The sequence below is a fragment of the Vibrio sp. Vb0937 genome (assembly GCF_033338855.1).
In genome coordinates this window covers 558,079-575,424 of record NZ_JAWOTK010000001.1, presented here as the reverse complement: position 1 = coordinate 575,424, position 17,346 = coordinate 558,079, and the positions used below count along the sequence as shown (strand labels likewise).

General features: G+C 43.6%; 16 protein-coding genes. 9 read left to right on the top strand and 7 right to left on the bottom strand.

Annotation, left to right across the window (positions count from 1 at the left end; all coding sequences use genetic code 11):
- Nucleotides 1–263: 263 nt before the first annotated feature.
- The 3 genes from R7P67_RS02605 to R7P67_RS02595 all read left to right on the top strand — a co-directional run bounded on the left by R7P67_RS02605 (nt 264) and on the right by R7P67_RS02595 (nt 3,434).
- Nucleotides 264–689 carry a universal stress protein gene (locus R7P67_RS02605; protein ID WP_005375398.1) on the top strand — a complete coding sequence of 142 codons (426 nt, stop codon included), beginning with the start codon at nt 264–266 and terminating at the stop codon, nt 687–689.
- A gap of 166 nt (nt 690–855) precedes the next feature.
- Complete coding sequence (locus R7P67_RS02600; RefSeq protein ID WP_005375391.1) at nt 856–1,473, top strand: NAD(P)H-dependent oxidoreductase; 618 nt, start codon at nt 856–858, stop codon at nt 1,471–1,473.
- On the top strand, nt 1,470–3,434 hold the full coding sequence (locus tag R7P67_RS02595) for a monovalent cation:proton antiporter-2 (CPA2) family protein (RefSeq protein ID WP_213897571.1): 1,965 nt from the start codon (nt 1,470–1,472) through the stop codon (nt 3,432–3,434). Before R7P67_RS02600 ends, R7P67_RS02595 begins: the two co-directional genes overlap by 4 nt.
- 92 nt (nt 3,435–3,526) lie before the next feature.
- Here R7P67_RS02595 and R7P67_RS02590 read toward each other — a convergent pair whose 3' ends face one another.
- Entirely contained in the window at nt 3,527–3,820 is a 294-nt protein-coding gene (locus R7P67_RS02590; protein ID WP_262652915.1) for a hypothetical protein, read from the bottom strand.
- Nucleotides 3,821–4,065: 245 nt separating this feature from the next.
- On the opposite strand from R7P67_RS02590, the gene R7P67_RS02585 reads away from it, so the two are divergent.
- Complete coding sequence (locus tag R7P67_RS02585) at nt 4,066–4,359, top strand: ArsR/SmtB family transcription factor (RefSeq protein ID WP_005375388.1); 294 nt, start codon at nt 4,066–4,068, stop codon at nt 4,357–4,359.
- 108 nt (nt 4,360–4,467) lie between these two features.
- Here the strand turns inward: R7P67_RS02585 and R7P67_RS02580 are convergent, their stop codons facing one another.
- A complete protein-coding gene (locus R7P67_RS02580) occupies nt 4,468–5,817 on the bottom strand; it encodes an alpha-amylase family protein (protein WP_213906041.1) in 1,350 nt (449 codons plus the stop codon).
- A gap of 521 nt (nt 5,818–6,338) precedes the next feature.
- Between R7P67_RS02580 and R7P67_RS02575 the strand changes: the two genes are divergently transcribed.
- Entirely contained in the window at nt 6,339–6,695 is a 357-nt protein-coding gene (locus R7P67_RS02575) for a MerR family transcriptional regulator (protein ID WP_005375386.1), read from the top strand.
- A 58-nt stretch (nt 6,696–6,753) separates the two neighbouring features.
- Complete coding sequence (locus R7P67_RS02570) at nt 6,754–7,131, top strand: carboxymuconolactone decarboxylase family protein (protein ID WP_005375385.1); 378 nt, start codon at nt 6,754–6,756, stop codon at nt 7,129–7,131.
- A gap of 77 nt (nt 7,132–7,208) precedes the next feature.
- Here the strand turns inward: R7P67_RS02570 and R7P67_RS02565 are convergent, their stop codons facing one another.
- Nucleotides 7,209–7,439, bottom strand: a complete 231-nt coding sequence (locus R7P67_RS02565) for a PAS factor family protein (protein WP_005375384.1) — start codon at nt 7,437–7,439, stop codon at nt 7,209–7,211.
- Between the two features lie 282 nt (nt 7,440–7,721).
- Nucleotides 7,722–10,148 carry a M9 family metallopeptidase gene (locus tag R7P67_RS02560; RefSeq protein ID WP_262652910.1) on the bottom strand — a complete coding sequence of 809 codons (2,427 nt, stop codon included), beginning with the start codon at nt 10,146–10,148 and terminating at the stop codon, nt 7,722–7,724.
- A gap of 448 nt (nt 10,149–10,596) precedes the next feature.
- On the opposite strand from R7P67_RS02560, the gene R7P67_RS02555 reads away from it, so the two are divergent.
- Nucleotides 10,597–11,574 carry a hypothetical protein gene (locus R7P67_RS02555; protein ID WP_262652907.1) on the top strand — a complete coding sequence of 326 codons (978 nt, stop codon included), beginning with the start codon at nt 10,597–10,599 and terminating at the stop codon, nt 11,572–11,574.
- Between the two features lie 31 nt (nt 11,575–11,605).
- Here the strand turns inward: R7P67_RS02555 and accD are convergent, their stop codons facing one another.
- Nucleotides 11,606–12,469, bottom strand: coding sequence for an acetyl-CoA carboxylase, carboxyltransferase subunit beta (gene accD, locus R7P67_RS02550; RefSeq protein ID WP_017821534.1), 864 nt, complete (start codon nt 12,467–12,469; stop codon nt 11,606–11,608).
- A gap of 141 nt (nt 12,470–12,610) precedes the next feature.
- Between accD and R7P67_RS02545 the strand changes: the two genes are divergently transcribed.
- Nucleotides 12,611–13,510: a LysR family transcriptional regulator gene (locus R7P67_RS02545; RefSeq protein WP_115386754.1), complete on the top strand. Its 900-nt coding sequence runs from the start codon at nt 12,611–12,613 to the stop codon at nt 13,508–13,510.
- A gap of 147 nt (nt 13,511–13,657) precedes the next feature.
- Here R7P67_RS02545 and R7P67_RS02540 read toward each other — a convergent pair whose 3' ends face one another.
- Both R7P67_RS02540 and R7P67_RS02535 read right to left on the bottom strand, forming a co-directional pair.
- Nucleotides 13,658–15,217: a methyl-accepting chemotaxis protein gene (locus R7P67_RS02540; RefSeq protein ID WP_213885191.1), complete on the bottom strand. Its 1,560-nt coding sequence runs from the start codon at nt 15,215–15,217 to the stop codon at nt 13,658–13,660.
- 549 nt (nt 15,218–15,766) lie between these two features.
- Complete coding sequence (locus R7P67_RS02535; RefSeq protein ID WP_085569321.1) at nt 15,767–16,843, bottom strand: nickel/cobalt efflux protein RcnA; 1,077 nt, start codon at nt 16,841–16,843, stop codon at nt 15,767–15,769.
- A gap of 135 nt (nt 16,844–16,978) precedes the next feature.
- Between R7P67_RS02535 and rcnR the strand changes: the two genes are divergently transcribed.
- A complete protein-coding gene (rcnR, locus tag R7P67_RS02530; RefSeq protein WP_005375370.1) occupies nt 16,979–17,251 on the top strand; it encodes a Ni(II)/Co(II)-binding transcriptional repressor RcnR in 273 nt (90 codons plus the stop codon).
- The last annotated feature ends 95 nt before the right edge of the window (nt 17,252–17,346 follow it).

Sequence of the window (17,346 nt, the reverse complement as noted above, 5' to 3'; positions counted from 1 at the left end):
AATAAGTAAAAATATGGATGACAGGTTTAGTTCTTCATGTTGGCGTAATCTCCTAGAGAAATGATGCGCAGAGTGTAGCCGCTTTTTTGTTCAAAAAGCAAGCTTTCTAACCAAATGTGAACAAAAAGAAAGTTTCACAGTAAGTTGTTATATCACATTAACTTTTTAACAAGTCTTTGAACAATTTCGAGATCTTAGCAACACAATTTTTATCCAAGCCATACTATGCTTAGGGTAAAGATAATCCACATAAGGGCGTGGTTATGAAATACAAACATATCCTTGTTGCACTCGAACTGTCAGATGAAAGCACCGTGCTTATCGACAGAGCGGTATCAATGGCAAACTATCTCGACTCCGATATCTCCTTTATTCATATTGATGGTACGCACGGAGAAATCTATCGTGAGCTTGTAGACATTAAAGAAAACCCGGATCAAAGGCCGTTGAATGAGCATTCAATGGAATGTTTAAAAACATTTAGTGATTACATGGATTACCCACTTAAACATTTCTTCGTAGGTACTGGCGACTTGGCTGATAAATTAGAGGTCACCATTAAAGAGCAAGAAGTGGATCTTCTGATTTGTGGTCACCACCAAGATTTCTGGAGCAAGATTATTTCTTACTCCAGACACTTAATTAACAAGTCACCGGTGGATATTCTAGTCGTCCCTATTCATGATTAGTAAAACGTAACGCTTCCCAAAACCACCAATTTATTTGGTGGTTTTTTATTAATATTGAAACAGCTTAAACAGTTTTCCAAACTAGCTTGGCGATCATTTATGAGTTACATTTTCTAACCAACCCGCGCTCCTACTGGGCATGGTTATTTAGATAGCAAGGATCCCTATGGCAAATAAAAAAGTACTCATTCTCTTTGCTCATCCTTCCCAGCATCGTTCAGAAGTGAATACTCCACTTTTCAAAGAAGCTCAAAAAATTGAAGGCGTGACATGTGTTGATCTCTATGGCGAATACCCTCGTTTCGATATTAATATCGACCGTGAGCAGCAACGCTTACGTGAACATGACGTGGTGATTTTCCAATTCCCACTATATTGGTATTCAACGCCTGCGATTTTAAAAGAGTGGCAAGATCTGGTTTTGGAATATGGCTTTGCTTACGGTACAGATGGCACAGCACTGCAAGGCAAGACCATGCTTTGTGTGCTGTCTGCAGGGGGTAAAGAAGAAGCTTATAAGGCAGAGGGCTACAACCACTTTACGATTCGTCAACTGCTTGCGCCTATTGAACAAATGTCCGCACTGACCGGCATGAACTACATTGCCCCTCTCGCGATGTTTGGCGCACGTACAGCCGATGAAGAAGGGCGAATCCCTCGTCATGTTGAGCGGTACAAGAGCCTGCTAACAGCTTTAGTCGAAGATAGGTTGGATGTTGAAGCTGCGGCATCATTAATCAAGCTTAACAGCGCATTGCCAGAGCTCATTAAGGAGGCTTCATGACAGGGATATTCTTACAAGCCTTCGTATATTTGATTGCTGCTGTAATTGCAGTCCCACTTGCTAAGCGTTTGGGACTTGGGTCCGTTTTAGGCTATCTCATCGCAGGTGTGGTCATTGGCCCAATTATCGGTTTAGTCGGTGAAGAAACAACAACAATACAGCACTTTGCCGAGTTTGGCGTGGTGATGATGCTGTTTCTCGTTGGTTTAGAGCTCGAACCCAAAATGTTGTGGGCGATGCGCAATCGCTTAATGGGTTTAGGAGGTCTGCAAGTCGGTGGTACCGTCGCGGCGATTATGGGTATTGCCTTGTACTTTGACCAGCCTTGGACCATAGCCTTAGCCATAGGTTTGATCTTCGCCCTCTCTTCTACTGCGATTGTTTTGCAAACTTTTAGCGAAAAAGGATTAACGAAGACGGAAGGTGGACAAAACGCTTTCTCCGTGTTGCTTTTTCAAGATATTGCAGTGATACCAATGTTGGCGTTCATTCCTCTATTGGCCTTACCTGAATTAATTGAACAGGCACAGTCCGCGGCTCAAACAGCCGCAGCGCACCATGAAGAATTAAGCCTCGTTGCGGGGTTGCCAGGCTGGGCATACGGCATCGTAATCACAGCATCGATTGCAATCGTCGTCGTTGGTGGACACTTTTTAAGTCGACCTCTGCTCAATTATGTGGCTAGCTCTGGTTTGCGAGAAATCTTTACCGCAACTGCACTCATGCTTGTCATTGGTATCGCTGCACTGATGAGTTTAGTGGGCTTATCTCCTGCCTTAGGAACCTTCTTGGCTGGCGTTGTATTGGCGAACAGTGAATTCCGCCACGAGTTAGAATCCAATATCGAACCATTTAAAGGCCTATTGTTAGGTCTGTTCTTTATTACCGTTGGCGCAGGGATCAACTTCTCGGTCCTTTTTGGTGATTTCTGGTTGGTCATGGCATTGACCATTGGCGTGATGGTTTTGAAAGCCTTGGTGCTGTTTATTCTTGCACTGATATTTAGGGTGAAAGGCAGCAACCGCTGGCTGTTTACCCTAAGCTTGGCTCAAGCAGGTGAATTCGGCTTTGTGCTTCTAAGCTTTTCAGTGCAAAACCACGTCATCCCATTTGAACTCTCACAAACTCTTGCGTTAGTGGTTGCGATTTCGATGTTCCTGACACCAGGTTTGTTTATTCTTTTTGATAGAGTGATTCTGCCGCGCTTTGAAAGCCAGTCAAATGAACGCGAAAGCGATACGATTGAGGAAACAGGCACGGTGATCATCGCCGGCATCGGCCGCTTTGGACAAATAGTGAATCGCCTATTGGTATCAAACGGCGTGACTACCGTGGTACTTGACCATCAATCTGACCAAGTCGATAACATGCGCCAGATTGGCACTCGCGCCTATTTTGGCGACGCGACTCGACCAGATATGCTACATACAGCCGGCATTGAGCACGCCGCTGCGTTGGTTGTGGCGATTGATAACCAAGAATCGAGTGTAGAACTGGTGAAGTACGTTAAGCACACGTACCCAAAAGTAACAGTGATTGCACGTGCCTTTGACCGTGGACATGGCTATCTTTTGCGTCAAGCGGGAGCTGATATTATTGAATCAGAGACCTACCATTCTGCATTGGAGATGGGCGGTCACACAATGAAAGCACTTGGCATTCACCCCTTCTTTGTTGAACAACAGAAGGCGACATATAAGCGTGTTGAAGCACGTAAGTCAGAAATACTCTACAAAGCTTGGGAAGATGATTCTGAAGGTGAACGCTATGACAACAATTTCCGACAACTGTTTATTCAGTTAGAGGAGAAAATGGCGGAAGAGATGCAAAAAGATCGTCATGACAAACTATCGCGGTCAGAACGAGGTTGGACACCGCCACCTAAAGGTTACGCCGATGACTTTAATGAAGATAACGTCCAAGAGCTAATACCACCAAGAGAAGAGCCTATCCAACGATAACGCACTCCATATTAAAAACCTCCCGCTTGGGAGGTTTTTATTTTTTCAGTACAGAGCCACACGCCGTGCAGAATAAAATGGTCTTCTCGATATTACATAAGATCATTCATTAAAATCTCATACTCTTCGTTTGCTTCTTCCACTAAATGAGAAAGCTCTAACGCATCAGTAACTGCAAGATTGAACTGCCACGGAGTTGTGTCTTCTTTACCACAGATTCGAGTTTCACACCCACGACTCTCAAAAGACAAATCATCAAACTCTGTGGTGTGGTGCTCTTGAAGTTCAACAATCTCAACTTCTAATTTACCGACAGGATTGACTTTAACGTGGGCATGTAACTCCGAACTGTTAGACAAACAATAATCTCTATGAACCGCAATCATGGCCGCCTCCTTGGTCTGCCAACTGACAACTCAACATTGAGTGTAGACGAGGGATTTTGAACGTGGCGTGAAATAATAATGAAGATTGATCTGTCTCATTAGAACAGACAATTGTTGTCATGAAGGCATGAGCCAGCATGAATCTCACCTGATTTAAATTGTTCTGAGATCGTAATAGTTGGCATTTACTGAGACTTTCCCTATTATCGAAACAAAATTACTGTGGTCATTCTTTAGAGGTCAGTATGGAGCTTGAAGCCGTTGCTAAAGCACTAAAAGAGTTAGGGCATCCGACTCGTTTAAGTATTTACAAAGAAGTCGTCAAAGCGGGATACAAAGGTATCGCGGTAGGCGGTGTACAAGAAAAGCTTGGCATTCCAGCATCCACTCTCTCTCATCATATCTCTAGCCTTGCTTCAGCCGGTCTTCTCACCCAGCGCCGTGAGGGTAGAACCCTTTTTTGTGTTGCAGAATATCAGTGCTTAGATGACGTAATTGGTTTTTTAAAAGCAGAATGTTGCGTTAACGAGTGCTCATAAATTTCTAGCAAAAACGAGAGAGTTTGAGTTTATATTGAATTTCAGCAGAACGTGAATGACGATGAAAAACATACACACCGAAATTGCTAACCTCGGTGTGTACATCTTCTAGTTCGCGACGAGTAACATTGACGACTTAGATGGTACGATTAACTTACCGTCAGTTGGAATGATTTGTTCTGTCATCAAATCAACCCAATTACCATCGATTTTTAATGTCAAAGACTGTTGACGCTGTGATTTATTAAGCACCACAATACCTTTGTCACCTCGCTTAAGTACGAGCATGTCATCGTTACCTTCAAGAACACTCATCGGCTCGCCATGCGTCATATTATGGAACTGGATCATTTTTGCCATACTCGGATCGCTCCATGCACCCTGCCATCTTGGCTGACCATTTTTGCCTTTAATACCGCTGGTGTTTAAGTCGGTATAAATCAACGGCACACCACCATCTCGGCCTAGAATATAGGCATAAGCTAACCATTCGTTTTCCTCGTCCATGATGAGATCAAGAAAGACATCATTGTTAGGAATATCATGTGTGATAGCAAATGTAATCGCACGACCGGGGGACAAAGCCTGACCAAAACAATAGGGATCAATCAGAGACTTGAAGCTGCCCTTTTTAGCAAACGCCTTAAACATGGTTGAGAACAAAGGGAAATCGTACGCACCTAGGCGAGTTTCCTGTAGATACGGCTCAAGAAACAGCTGATACTCTTCTTCCGTCGCACCGCCATCGGTAATAATTTCACCAAATATATGCACATCCCGCGTGATGTCGTCTGTCCAAACACGCTTAAGATGCTCTAACGTCATGTGTTTCGCAGCGTCAATACGAAAACCTTTCACACCAATAGCTTTCAGCGCTTTTAGGTACGCTCGCTGCTGCTCAACGACATGGTCACAAACACGAAGAGTTGGCAAGCCAGGATCGGTTGGTCCACCTGTGATACGTCCGTTTTGAACCTGCCACTTATCTTTCCAGTCTTTGATGCCGAATGCTTCAACAAAGTCCTCTTCATCAAAAAGTGGTTGAGATAGATCGCCAAACAACGCTAGCGACTGATATTTCTGCTTGTTGTTCTGGTATTCCTCCAAGACCTCTTGTCTTGGGTACTGAAGGTCTCTGCGAAGGTGGGCCTCATTTGCCATATGGTTAAACACTACGTCGGCATAAACCCACACACCAACTTGCTCCAGTTCACGAACCATATGAATAAAATCTTTGGTATCACCCAAGGCATTATCGATAACACGATAATCTTGTGGTTGATAACGCTGCCACCAGCGCTCATCGTGTGCGCTTTTCATTGGTGGCGAAACCAACACAGAGCCATAACCAAGCTTGCGGATTTCTTTTGCTCGTTGGGCAATGTCAGCATACTTCCAATCAAACGCATGTAAGATAACGTTTGCACCGAATGATTGTGTTTCCTGTGAGCCACTCATGTTGTTCTCCTGCTCGTTTCCACTCACGATTACTTGTTTGCATTTTTTTGTGAGTGAATTCAATAATCGAAATTATAAAAGCTATTCATCAGAGGCACTCACCCTTTTAGCACTAACTCAAGGCTGAAATCGAAGGCGTAGCGACTCATCCATTGCACAGCGATAAATCGTTCTGAGTGAATAACGGGCACACAACATACAACCCAAATAGCCCAACACAAACCTAAAACATTGTTTTGCTTAGCAAAAACTTCAATTTAAAAAGATAGAACATAAGACCTATGTACGCCCTAAAATAGGCCCAAAGGATAAAAATAGCCAAGCCAACCCGTTGAGTAATCAATTGTTAATAAAACGAAACTGGCAGGTGGATCACGTTTGGCGCGTTTCAAAAATCCAGTAAATCACCATACCTAGTGTTAAAAGACTAAAGATTTCTGTTTGTATCTGTCCCGAAATGACTTCAAAATGCGAAACTTAGCTTATCTCTATGGGGGTATGCTCTACCTTGGAGGATAATATTGAATATCAAAGAATTTTCTGACCTCGTCGGGCTATCTGCTCATACTCTTCGATACTATGAAAAAATCGGTTTACTTAAACATGTCCATAGAAACGCGAGTGGACATCGAATGTATAGTTCGAAAGATCTAAACTGGATAAGCTTTGTTAAACGTTTAAAAGAAACTGCAATGCCACTTGAAGAGATTCTAGAATATGCCAAATTAAGGGAAGTCGGCTCTCAATCTGTACCACAACGTCAAGCCCTGTTAGAACAACACCAAGAAAACCTCAAACGCCACATTGAGCAACAGAAAAAGCACTTATCGGCTCTAGAAGAAAAAATTGCCTTGTATAAAAGCGGAAAAGTTCGTTGACTTAGAGTTAACTCTAACGATTAAGGTGTGTTTACGTTTATTCACTAGGAACATACCGATGGAACAATCACGCTTTAACAAAGGATTAGAACTACTCTCTCAAATTGATGGCGACGCTGGTCATAATGTCATCGAAACCTTACAAGATATTTGTCCAGATTTAGCTCAGTACACCATTGAGTATCCGTTTGGCGATATTTATGCTCGCCCGGGCTTAGACCTAAAATCGAGAGAAATCGCAACCGTCGCCGCGCTAACGGCAATGGGGAATTGCGCGCCGCAACTAAAAGTGCACTTAAATGCAGCGCTGAATGTAGGCTGTAGCGAGGATGAGATTAAAGAGATCATTTTGCAGATGTCCGTCTACGCAGGTTTTCCCGCGGCATTAAACGGCATGTTTGCATTCAAAGAAGTGCTAGCGGAAAGAGCAGAGTAATAACGACGTTGAAATCAATTTAACCGCAATTAAAAACGGCCCTTGGGGTTCGGGCCGTGATTAAAACAACGAGTGAATTAGCGCTCAGGAGTTTCAAGCAGTTTAACCGCGCAATCTACCGCGTTGTTAATGCCTTGACTGCTCTCCAACTTGCCTGAACTTGCAGGACCAAGGGCACAAGAATACAAAGCCAGCTGCTTATCGAACGGCAGATCCAACTGTTCATAGAGATTTTGTCGGATTCTTGCATGTTGTTCTGGTTCTTGGTTAGCAAGGCTAATCAACGTTTCATAAATAAGCGTTTTCATGTCTTTCCCTTTTCACTTTATTGCACGGGGTGCATATATATTGTATCCATTTGGGAAGCACAAATCAGAAGCTAGGTCACAGAACGCGTCGCTAAAAAAGTTTATGTGCGCGGTAAATTGCAATACAAACCTAAAGCCGTTTAGAAAAAGGGCAACTGATAACTCGATAGATCAGCCGATTAACTAGCATTCGCCGCTGTTTGTTTATAATCGTGTCCGATATAAACAAAAACGTCGCTGTATCAGCGACGTTTTATCTCGACTTTAGTTAATCGAACCTGTTTAGTTGAAGTGCACTAGCATTTCAACGTCATCGCCTTGCTCTGGAGCCTGAAGAGCAAAGTGCACGTACCCTGCTTCAGTAACAGGAATCTCAAGGTATTCATTGCTGCCTGCATAGTTGGACGCATACTCGTTCTGCTCTACTGTAGGCCAATGCTCTCTACTCGCGTATAGATCGACATTACCAGTTTGAGAGTGAGCCGTTAGCCATACACGAACCTCTTCAACACCTTCAGGCACATAAACTGCTGCATAGCGCTGCTTGTGAACGGTAAGCATTTTGGCTTCACCAGACTCTAATACCACAGGTGCTAAATCATCTTGCACTTGGGTTGGCGGTGTTTGCGCTTCCACTTCTAGCGCAGCCACAAGATTCACTGAGTCATAGCTATCACGTCCAGTTAAGCTGATGTAGTAACGACCCGCTTTAACGTAACCATCTTGCTCTGGTTCAAACACAATCTCTTCATTGCTGCCATCAGCATATTGACTCATTTCGAAATCATAGTAATGCGCGACTTTGTTGTAGCTCATGTAAAGATCCGCATCACCCGCACCCTCAATAGATACATTGAAGTTAACGGTGTTGGCTGGAACATCAACGTAGAACAGTTTTTCGCTGTATGCTTCGCCACTGAGCTGAAGGCTTTGGTTCGCCGTCAATTCAGTCACTTGTGCTTCAGGGCTTGTTGGTTCTGTTGGTTCTTCTGGGTCTGTACCAGGTTGCTCAGGTTCCACTTTTAATGTGTCCAACCAACGTTCAAACTCAGCATCGTATTGTTGACCTAAAGACGTCACCTGCTGTGCCCATTGTTCGAACTGGCCAGAGCGCGACAATGCCAACAAGCTTTCGACGTCTTGTGGATGATTTTCTAACATGAATCGAACAGCTAGATAACCCCAACGATAGATACGATTGGTATCGTGAGAGTACGTGGTATCAAACACAGTGGAAAGGCTCAGTTTACCATCTGCAATCAGCTCAATCGCAGCTTGGTAACCTTGCTTGTAATGCATGTATTCAGCAAAACCTTCTAGCCACCAAACAATATGACCATGAGCCAAGTTATCGCTGAACGAACCGTATTGGTTAAATCGTGCATCTAAATAGTGCGTGTATTCATGTTCTAGGTTCAAGATAGAGAGATCTTCACCATTCGCGTAGCGATAAGCGACGAAACGCGCAGTATTTTCCGCTTTTGAAGGGTCACCTTCTAGGTACTGACCACCGTTGTCCGTTGTATTACCAAATAGGAATGAAGAGTAATCAACGTAACTAGCGTTACTCGCGAATACCGCCACTTCAACACGATCATTCAAATCATCAGCGACAGGTTGATTACCCGTATTCGCAACTCGATGGAAGTCGGCTTCTTTTGCCGCTAGCACTTCACACGCTTTCGCTGCTTGAGCATCGGTCAGATCTTCAGAGCGAATAATGGCAGGTCCCTGACATTCAAAACGATTTGGCATTACACGTGCAGCTAAATCTTGCTTGGCTTGCTCAATATTCAGACCATTTAGGCCTTCTGGTGCGTAGTAGCTCATCATTTCAACGGCAGCAAGCCATAGTTTGTCATGCTCACTACCCAGTGGATAACGCTGCATCACCTGTTGCATTACTGCCAATGCTTTGCGTTTGGTCTCCTGATCTGGGCTCGCGAGCAAACGACCAGTTTCACGTAATGCATTGAAAACGATAAAGCTTGCATCCGTATCTAATGCCCAAGCATTATCAGATGCAAATTTCACCAACGTATCAATATGGTGTGTATTGTTTGCCATGTATCGGTAGAACGCATCGTTCGCCGCATGGCCTGCCATAGAGCGGAACAAGTTGTTCAAACCATCGACCCATTGCGTGTCCTGCGCGGTTTCACGATTAAAGTGCATCAACGCGGCCATCATGCTATCCATGGTCAGCGGCAACTGCTTAACGTTATCAACCATCAAAGTCAGGCTCTTCATTGCACCAACTTGTTCACGACCCTGATCCAAAGCATGAGGGTTGTTTAGGAATAGGTTCGTCGACTGAGCAAAACGCTGACTCAACGCTTGCGAAAACTCAGGTGTACCAGTACCAGCGTTGTAGCGAACGTAGTAGGCCGCTCGAATAAATTCGCCTAGGTTCTCTAGAATACGAGCTTGATCTGCTTCACCACGATAGCGAGCGATTTCTTGATCCAGCGCGACTTGGATACGGCTTAGGCTCGCTTCACTATAGATATCATTCAGCGTTTCTGAAGGTGCTGAAAACCAAGCGTGGTAGCAATCATACTCAGCACCAGAAACGGCAGTAGCCAGATCTCGCGATTGTTGTAAATCAGCAACAGCACACTGATTTTGTGCAAAAGAGAAGCCAGACACACTCGCTAGCATACAAGCAAGCGCCAAACGATGGCGCGGGAAAAAACGGATATGAGACATAACAACACTCATTGATTATTAACATACATTGAGTGGGGGTTTATATTCTTTACAGCTCAAACAGTGAAATCAGTGTCATAAAATTTATGAAACCGCTCCCAAAAATAGGTCTTTTACTCTAATTAAATGGGAGCAATCCCACTCCAAAAAAACTCACAATTATCAATAAAAACATTAATTTACCTTTTTCTAAATAACGACTTTATGAGGAAAATTGCCCTTAAACGCCCCCCTTAACTCTTCCAGATAGAGTTCACGACAATCAAAGGTTCTAAATTAAATTTTGATGCTTGATACCATCTATTTTTATTTGTGACTCATTCCCAATAAGTCATAGAGTGCATATCAAAAGGTTGGCATTAATGGTAAATTCTCCGCCAAATCAAACACATTTACTCCTCCAGTCATTGATGAGTGAATAAAGCAGATATTTGGCTAGGGATAATACATGTCACTTTGGGGATTTTTGGGAGCGGGGATTGCCTACTTCATGACAACGTTTGCCTTTGTTTTTGGCGGCATTTTTTGGTTATGTGCTGAAGGTAATACATTAAGAGAAACAAAGCGCCAATCATCAATAATGTCCGGGGTTATTGCTTGTACTATTGGAACTTGGGTGCTTGCTTTTGGTGTTTACGTTTACGGTTACTTTTGGGATAACTCTTCTCACTATTATTTTTATTTGCTCGCTCCATGGGGACTTGCCATTTTTGGGGTAAAACTTCGTAACCGCTGGGTTAAGCAATACGCGCGTGTAAAACACGCAAAAGAAGAACAGTGGCAAAATCGCTGGCGAGAATTGTTAGGGGAAGATACTGAAGAGCTTCCACCATATACACATGATTACGAGCTCTACTCGGGCATTTGGCAAGCCAATGAAGCGCTCCAAGAACAGTGTTTTGCAGCCCTTCCTCACGGGAAAGCAGTCTACGAGAGAGTGAAAGCCTTCCAAACGATGGCCTCCCCCGCTGGTGACATAAACAATCAAGTTTTGCTGAGTAAACTCGATCAACTAGAGGATGAAATCATTCAAGTTCTTGAGCAACACTCGCAAAAGAAAGTAAGCATTGAAACTGGCGCAGGTACTTTACACAAAGAGTCAAAACGCAATGTTTATCACCATGAGAATGGCCCAACAGAAGAGCAACTGTACGACTCAATCAACCTCCAACATGATTTGGATCGAGAGCTACGCAACATTATCTATGATCGGCTCGGTTACGATGGCGAAGATGAGTACTTTTTCCTCCAAGCGCCACTCGAAGAGCTTACCGAGAATGAAACCGCAATCAACTGGATGCTCTGGGGGTTAGTAAGCGACCATTTTGCTGTTGACCCATACCAAACGGCGTTGGATCTCAGCCTAATGAATGCGGAACCAAGATGGGGGCAAAATGAACGGTTTGTAATGATTACGGCTCAATAAACGCAAGTACTAAGTCTAACTTTAATACAACCTATTCTGAGACCACCCTCGCGTTGGTTAACTTAGCCAGTAAGCGGCCAACGCGATCGCGCATTTCACGTCTATCGACAATCATATCTAGCGCACCATGCGCTAGTAAAAATTCACTTCGCTGAAACTCGTCTGGTAGCTTTTCACGTACCGTTTGCTCAATGACCCGTCTTCCCGCAAAGCCAATACTTGCTTTAGGTTCACCAATATTGATGTCTCCTAACATGGCTAAACTCGCCGAGACGCCACCATAAGTTTGGTCCGTCAATACTGAGATATAGGGTAATCTGTGCTCAGATAAGTGGTTTAACGCGGCGCTGGTTTTTGACATTTGCATGAGTGCCACCAAAGACTCTTGCATGCGCGCCCCTCCGCAAGCGGAAAAACATACTAACCCAGATTTTGTATTAATTGCGCTTTCAACTGCTCGGACAAACTTCTCGCCAACCACTGCGCCCATCGAGCCTGCCATGAAAGAGAATTCGAATGCACACGCAACAACAGGCAGCCCCAATAACTTGCCCTCCATCACCACCAACGCATCTTTTTCTCCAGTCGTTTTCTGTGCTAAAGCAATTCGCTCTTTATATCGCTTTAAGTCTTTAAAACCCAAAATATCTTGTGGCTCCAACTCACTTGCCAACTCTTGTTGTGTTCCATGGTCCAGAAAAGAGATCAACCTTTGACGCGCAGCCATTCTCATGTGATATGAGCATTTAGGGCATACTTCCAAATTTTCTTTTAACGCGGCACGATAAAGTATTTGTTCACACTCAGGACACTTTGTCCAAACGCCCTCAGGGATAGACGCTTTGCGCGAACCTATTATATTTTTATTCTCAAATAACCGTTCTAACCAGCTCATAAATTCACCACTATTGATTACGTTCTAGCGCGATATCTCGTTGTTTGTTCGCTTAAACTTGTAAATAAAATTGTATGTAACTTAGTACAGGGATAAAGTGCGATATGCTGGCTTGATAATCCAATAAAGTGGGATAATGAAATGTTTGATAACGTTGACCAAATCTGGTTAAAAAGTTTTCACTGTGTTTATGAGAACAACAGCTTTAAGCGAGCCGCTGAGTGTTTGAATATACCAACATCAAATATCAGCCGACACATTGCCCTGCTTGAAGAAAAGTTAAACATTAGGTTGTTCAATAGAACAACAAGGCGAATGACGCCTACCGAGGCTGGAGAAGAGCTCTATAGCAGCACTCGTCCGTTATTGGAGCAACTCAACGCTGCACTAGAAACGGTAACGCGCCACTCGCACACGGTAACAGGGGAACTGCGAATTCTTATGCCAGACACACCTGTACTGGCCAAAGCGGTTGTCACCTTTTGCACGCAATACCCGTCAATCTCTTTGTCTTGCGATACAACGCTAAACCCTAAAGATGATGTTATTGACAGCTTTGATGTCATTTTGAGTTTTCATAGAGGGACTTTGTCAGACAGTAACTGGGTGGCGAGAGAGATAAAACGCTGGCCCAGTGCCATTTTAGCCGCGCCTCAACTAATTGAGAAATACGCCACCCCTTACAAAATTACGGATCTAAGTCATGTTCCCTGCATCACGACGCTTACCGCAGTAAATGGTGCACCATGGGTATTCAGAAACCCTGTTGGGGGCCATATTACTCAAACTGTGCAATCTTCATTCAAAGTAAACAGCGGTCATCTCGCCAGATATGGCGCGTTATCAGGGCTTGGATACGCAATATTGCCAATTGAGTCATGCCAAAATGAGATCAAAAATGGTGAGCTAGAAATCGTCACTCTAGAGTACGAACCTGAGGATTTAGTGCTTTACGCCTTTTACTCGTCTAGAAAACATGTAGCTAAGAAAATATCTATGTTTGTTGAACATTTAAAGCAAAACGCAAAACTTAACGCCTAGCTAAGCTTTACTCAACTAATTTATCGTATTCTGTTTTATCGTCTAGAAAGGACAAACACCGCTAAGCGATTTGAGACTCGATTTTTTCAAATAAAAAAGCCAGCAATTAACATTTACTGGCTTTTATTAAAGAGGGTCAGTTGGCGTTTAGATTCTAAACGCTCCTACGTGACGATCGAGTGTTCGCGATAGCTCCGCGAGTTGTTGACTTGATTCTTCTAGTTGCTCACTCGCCGTTAGCGCACTTTTCACTGAGTGGCTGACGGTATCCATGTTCATATTAATTTCGTTTGCTACCGTTGATTGCTGTTCTGTTGCGGTTGCTACTTGAGTATTGATATCTGAAATAGTCGTCACTTGTGCAGCTATTGCTTCTAAAGCCTGTCGAGCTAACTCGGTTTCTGCCGTTCCTTCTTCAATAAGAGTCTTACTATTACTCATTGAATTCACCGCACTTTGAGCTTCAGTTTGTAGCTGGTGAATCATATTGTCAATTTCATCGGTAGAATGAGCCGTTTTAGTCGCTAGGTTGCGAACTTCATCAGCAACTACTGCAAAACCTCGGCCGGCATCACCAGCGCGTGCCGCTTCGATAGCCGCATTGAGAGCCAATAGATTGGTTTGCTCCGAAATACCTCTAATCACCTCTAGAATACTACCAATCGACTGAGTATTTTCAGCAAGACTCACGATAATGTTGGAAGTGCTGTTCATCTCGTTTTCAAGATTAGTCATCGCCGTTTTGGTTCTTTCTAGCGTCGTGTAGCCATCTTGCGCTTCATTACTTGCTGCACTCGCAGCATTTGCCGCTCCGGCAGCATTGGAGGCAATTTCATTGACCGTCGCAATCATTTCGTTCATGGATGTGACAACCAGCATGGTTTGCTCGTTCTGCTCTTGCCCTCTTGTGAGCGCTTGTTGAGATTGCCCACGCAAAGCGACAGCTGAACTATTAAGCTCCACACCAGTATTTACAACTTGTGTAATAATCTCATGTACTTTCCCAACAAAAACATTGAAAGCAGAAGAAATTTGCGCGACTTCGTCATTACCTTTCTCTGGCAAACGAACGGTTAAGTCTCCGTCTCCTTTTGAGATGTCTTGTAGAGCGTCTTTAAGCGCAGAAAGCGGTCTCATCAGTTTATTTAGCAGAAGTGACAGAATCAAAACACACATAACGAAGATCGCCACCATAGAGATCAACTGGTAAGTAATAATTCCATTCGTCGCTTGGCTCACTTCGGTAATAGGAATACCAATATCAAAAGTACCGTATAACTGACCATCCACATAAATTGGTGCCATGATGTCAAACACCCATACTTTCTGGACATCGGCATACCACTTTGAGTACTGTTGAACACCTCTCGTCGCGCCTTCAACAGTATATTCATCGTTATAGGTTTTGTTCAGCTTGTGCTTATCACTGTGGGCTACTGCCGTTACGTTACGGTCAATTACAACGGCATAACTCACGTCTGAACGTTGTTTCAGCCCCTCAACAAGCGATTGTAAATCTTGCATTGGATTGGCTGAGTTCTCCAAAATATAACTCGCATTTCCCGCTAGAAACTCAGCTTGAACTTGGGATTTGTTTAAGATGATGTCATCGATTTTCTGACTCGAAATTAGGTACGTTGATGCCATACTCGCCACGACAGCAATACCAAACATGGCGCAGACTGCTAATAAGATGATTCTTTTCATTATAATTGTCTCAATACAATTCAATTGATGCTCATTAATCGAGCGCTAAGCCTTTCTTCTCCAAAACCAACCAAACTGCATTTTGGGTCTGTTTGGCAGAGCAAGACATAACTTTATAACTATGTATCTGCTTGGTTCCCGATTACTTTAGACAGAAGGAAAAAAAGTCTTCAAAACGTCACATTTCTACGAGGTTTGGCGAAGGGACGAGTACGCAAAAGGAAACGTTTGCATAGTTAAATTTAACTATGCGACCAAATTGGTATCGAACATTAAAGAAAAGAGTTCTAATTAGCGTTTTGCCGTCGGGAGCGCTGTGGTCAGTGCTCCCGTTTTATCATTTAGTATCTCAGGTTCAGATATTAGAGCCACAATTGCAGCGGTTGTAATCCGAGATGCTTGGTGAAGCGAGAATGACTTGGTTTGTAGATATGGCAGCGATGTCAGATCGAGTGATTCTCAATCAAGAATCGGCAGCAAAATAGGCAAACCAAGGCATGAAGCTATTACCCATGCAAAAAGAAAGGAAAAGAATCTTTACCACAGAGTTTAACTTGTCAGCGATATGTATCCATGCATACCCATGTACAAACCAACTGCACTGATCAAGACGCCCGATAAGTAAGGAGCTCGACGTGCAACATCATTCAAACCGCTCCATTTAGATGTCGCTTTTTGCACGCCCACTGCTGCCACAACGCCAACAGCAACCAGAGTCAAGGCTAAGCCAATACTGAATGACACAACTAATGTCGCACCAAGAGTCATTGCCTTAAGCTGCAAACAGATAAGCAAAACCGTTACCGCAGCAGGGCATGGAATCAAACCGCCCGTTAATCCAAACAGCAGAATTTGCCCATTCGTCACGTCTCGATTCTCAAAGCGCTTTTGAATGTCTAAAGCGTGAGCGCGCTCGTGAGCATCTTGATATTCCTTATCTTCGCTTTCTAAATGAGAACCAGGACGAAAATGTACATCAAAGTCATGGGTATGATCATGGTGCCCGATGATCAAAGTGACAGAAAGTCCATTAGAGACTTCAATGCAAGACGCCGATTCCAAGTATCCATCACGCTCTATAAAGTGATAAATATCAGCAGGTTGATAACCATCACTCGATACCGAAACCTTGATACCTTCAGCAGTTAAAGGTTTACCGCTGAGTGTTCGCAACTGGAAACGGTGATGCTCCCCTTCCTCTGTAATCGAAAGCGAAACATGCCCATGTCCTGTATCCACAACTTGCGTCGTCCAGTCGCGAGCATGATCCTGAGCTTTGTTCCAAGCTCGCTCATCGCTCCATGTCCGCCAAAACATCCATACGCCGGTTGTCACGATAATGACCCCAGAGATAAGTTGCATCCATGGTTCAGCCGCTTCAGCGGTGAATTTCTGGCTAATATACATCCCGCCAACAGCGATTAACCATACAATTGCAGTGTGAGAAAGTGTGGCAGCTAAACCCAGCATCACGGCTTGTTTGACCGTTCCTTTCACCGCGACAATGAACGCCGCCATCATCGTTTTAGAGTGCCCAGGTTCTAAACCATGCAAGGCGCCAAGCAAAATGGCACTGGGAATAAAGAACCACCCATTACCTTGTTGTAGTAACGCGACAAAATCCATTGTTGTTCTCTGTTGTTGATTCTAATTTATCGCAAACTATACTCCCCCCTAGTATTAAATACTACCCCCCAGTATAAATTGAGTGCTACATTATCAGTTAGAATAACTCGGCCCGTAACTTAAAGAAGATAAGACATGTCGCATACAACCAGAGATCAAAAGAAGCTCAACACTCGAGTCAGTAAAATACAGGGTCAGGTGAATGGACTTAAAAAAATGCTGGAAGAAGAGCATGAATGCCAAGATGTGTTGCAGCAGATTGCCGCTATTCGGGGAGCAGTAAATGGTTTGATGCGAGAAGTAATTAAAGGTCACTTACTTGAACACGTCGTGCTTGAGGAAGACAAAACTCAACGTGAAAAAGATATGGAAGTCGTATTAAAAGTACTGGACTCTTATATAAAGTAACCCTACTTCGCTAGAGTAAAATCACTAGAGTTAAACTCGAATAGAACCTTTATAGGTAATCTCTTACTAAGCGGGAAATAACAATTCCATTTCAT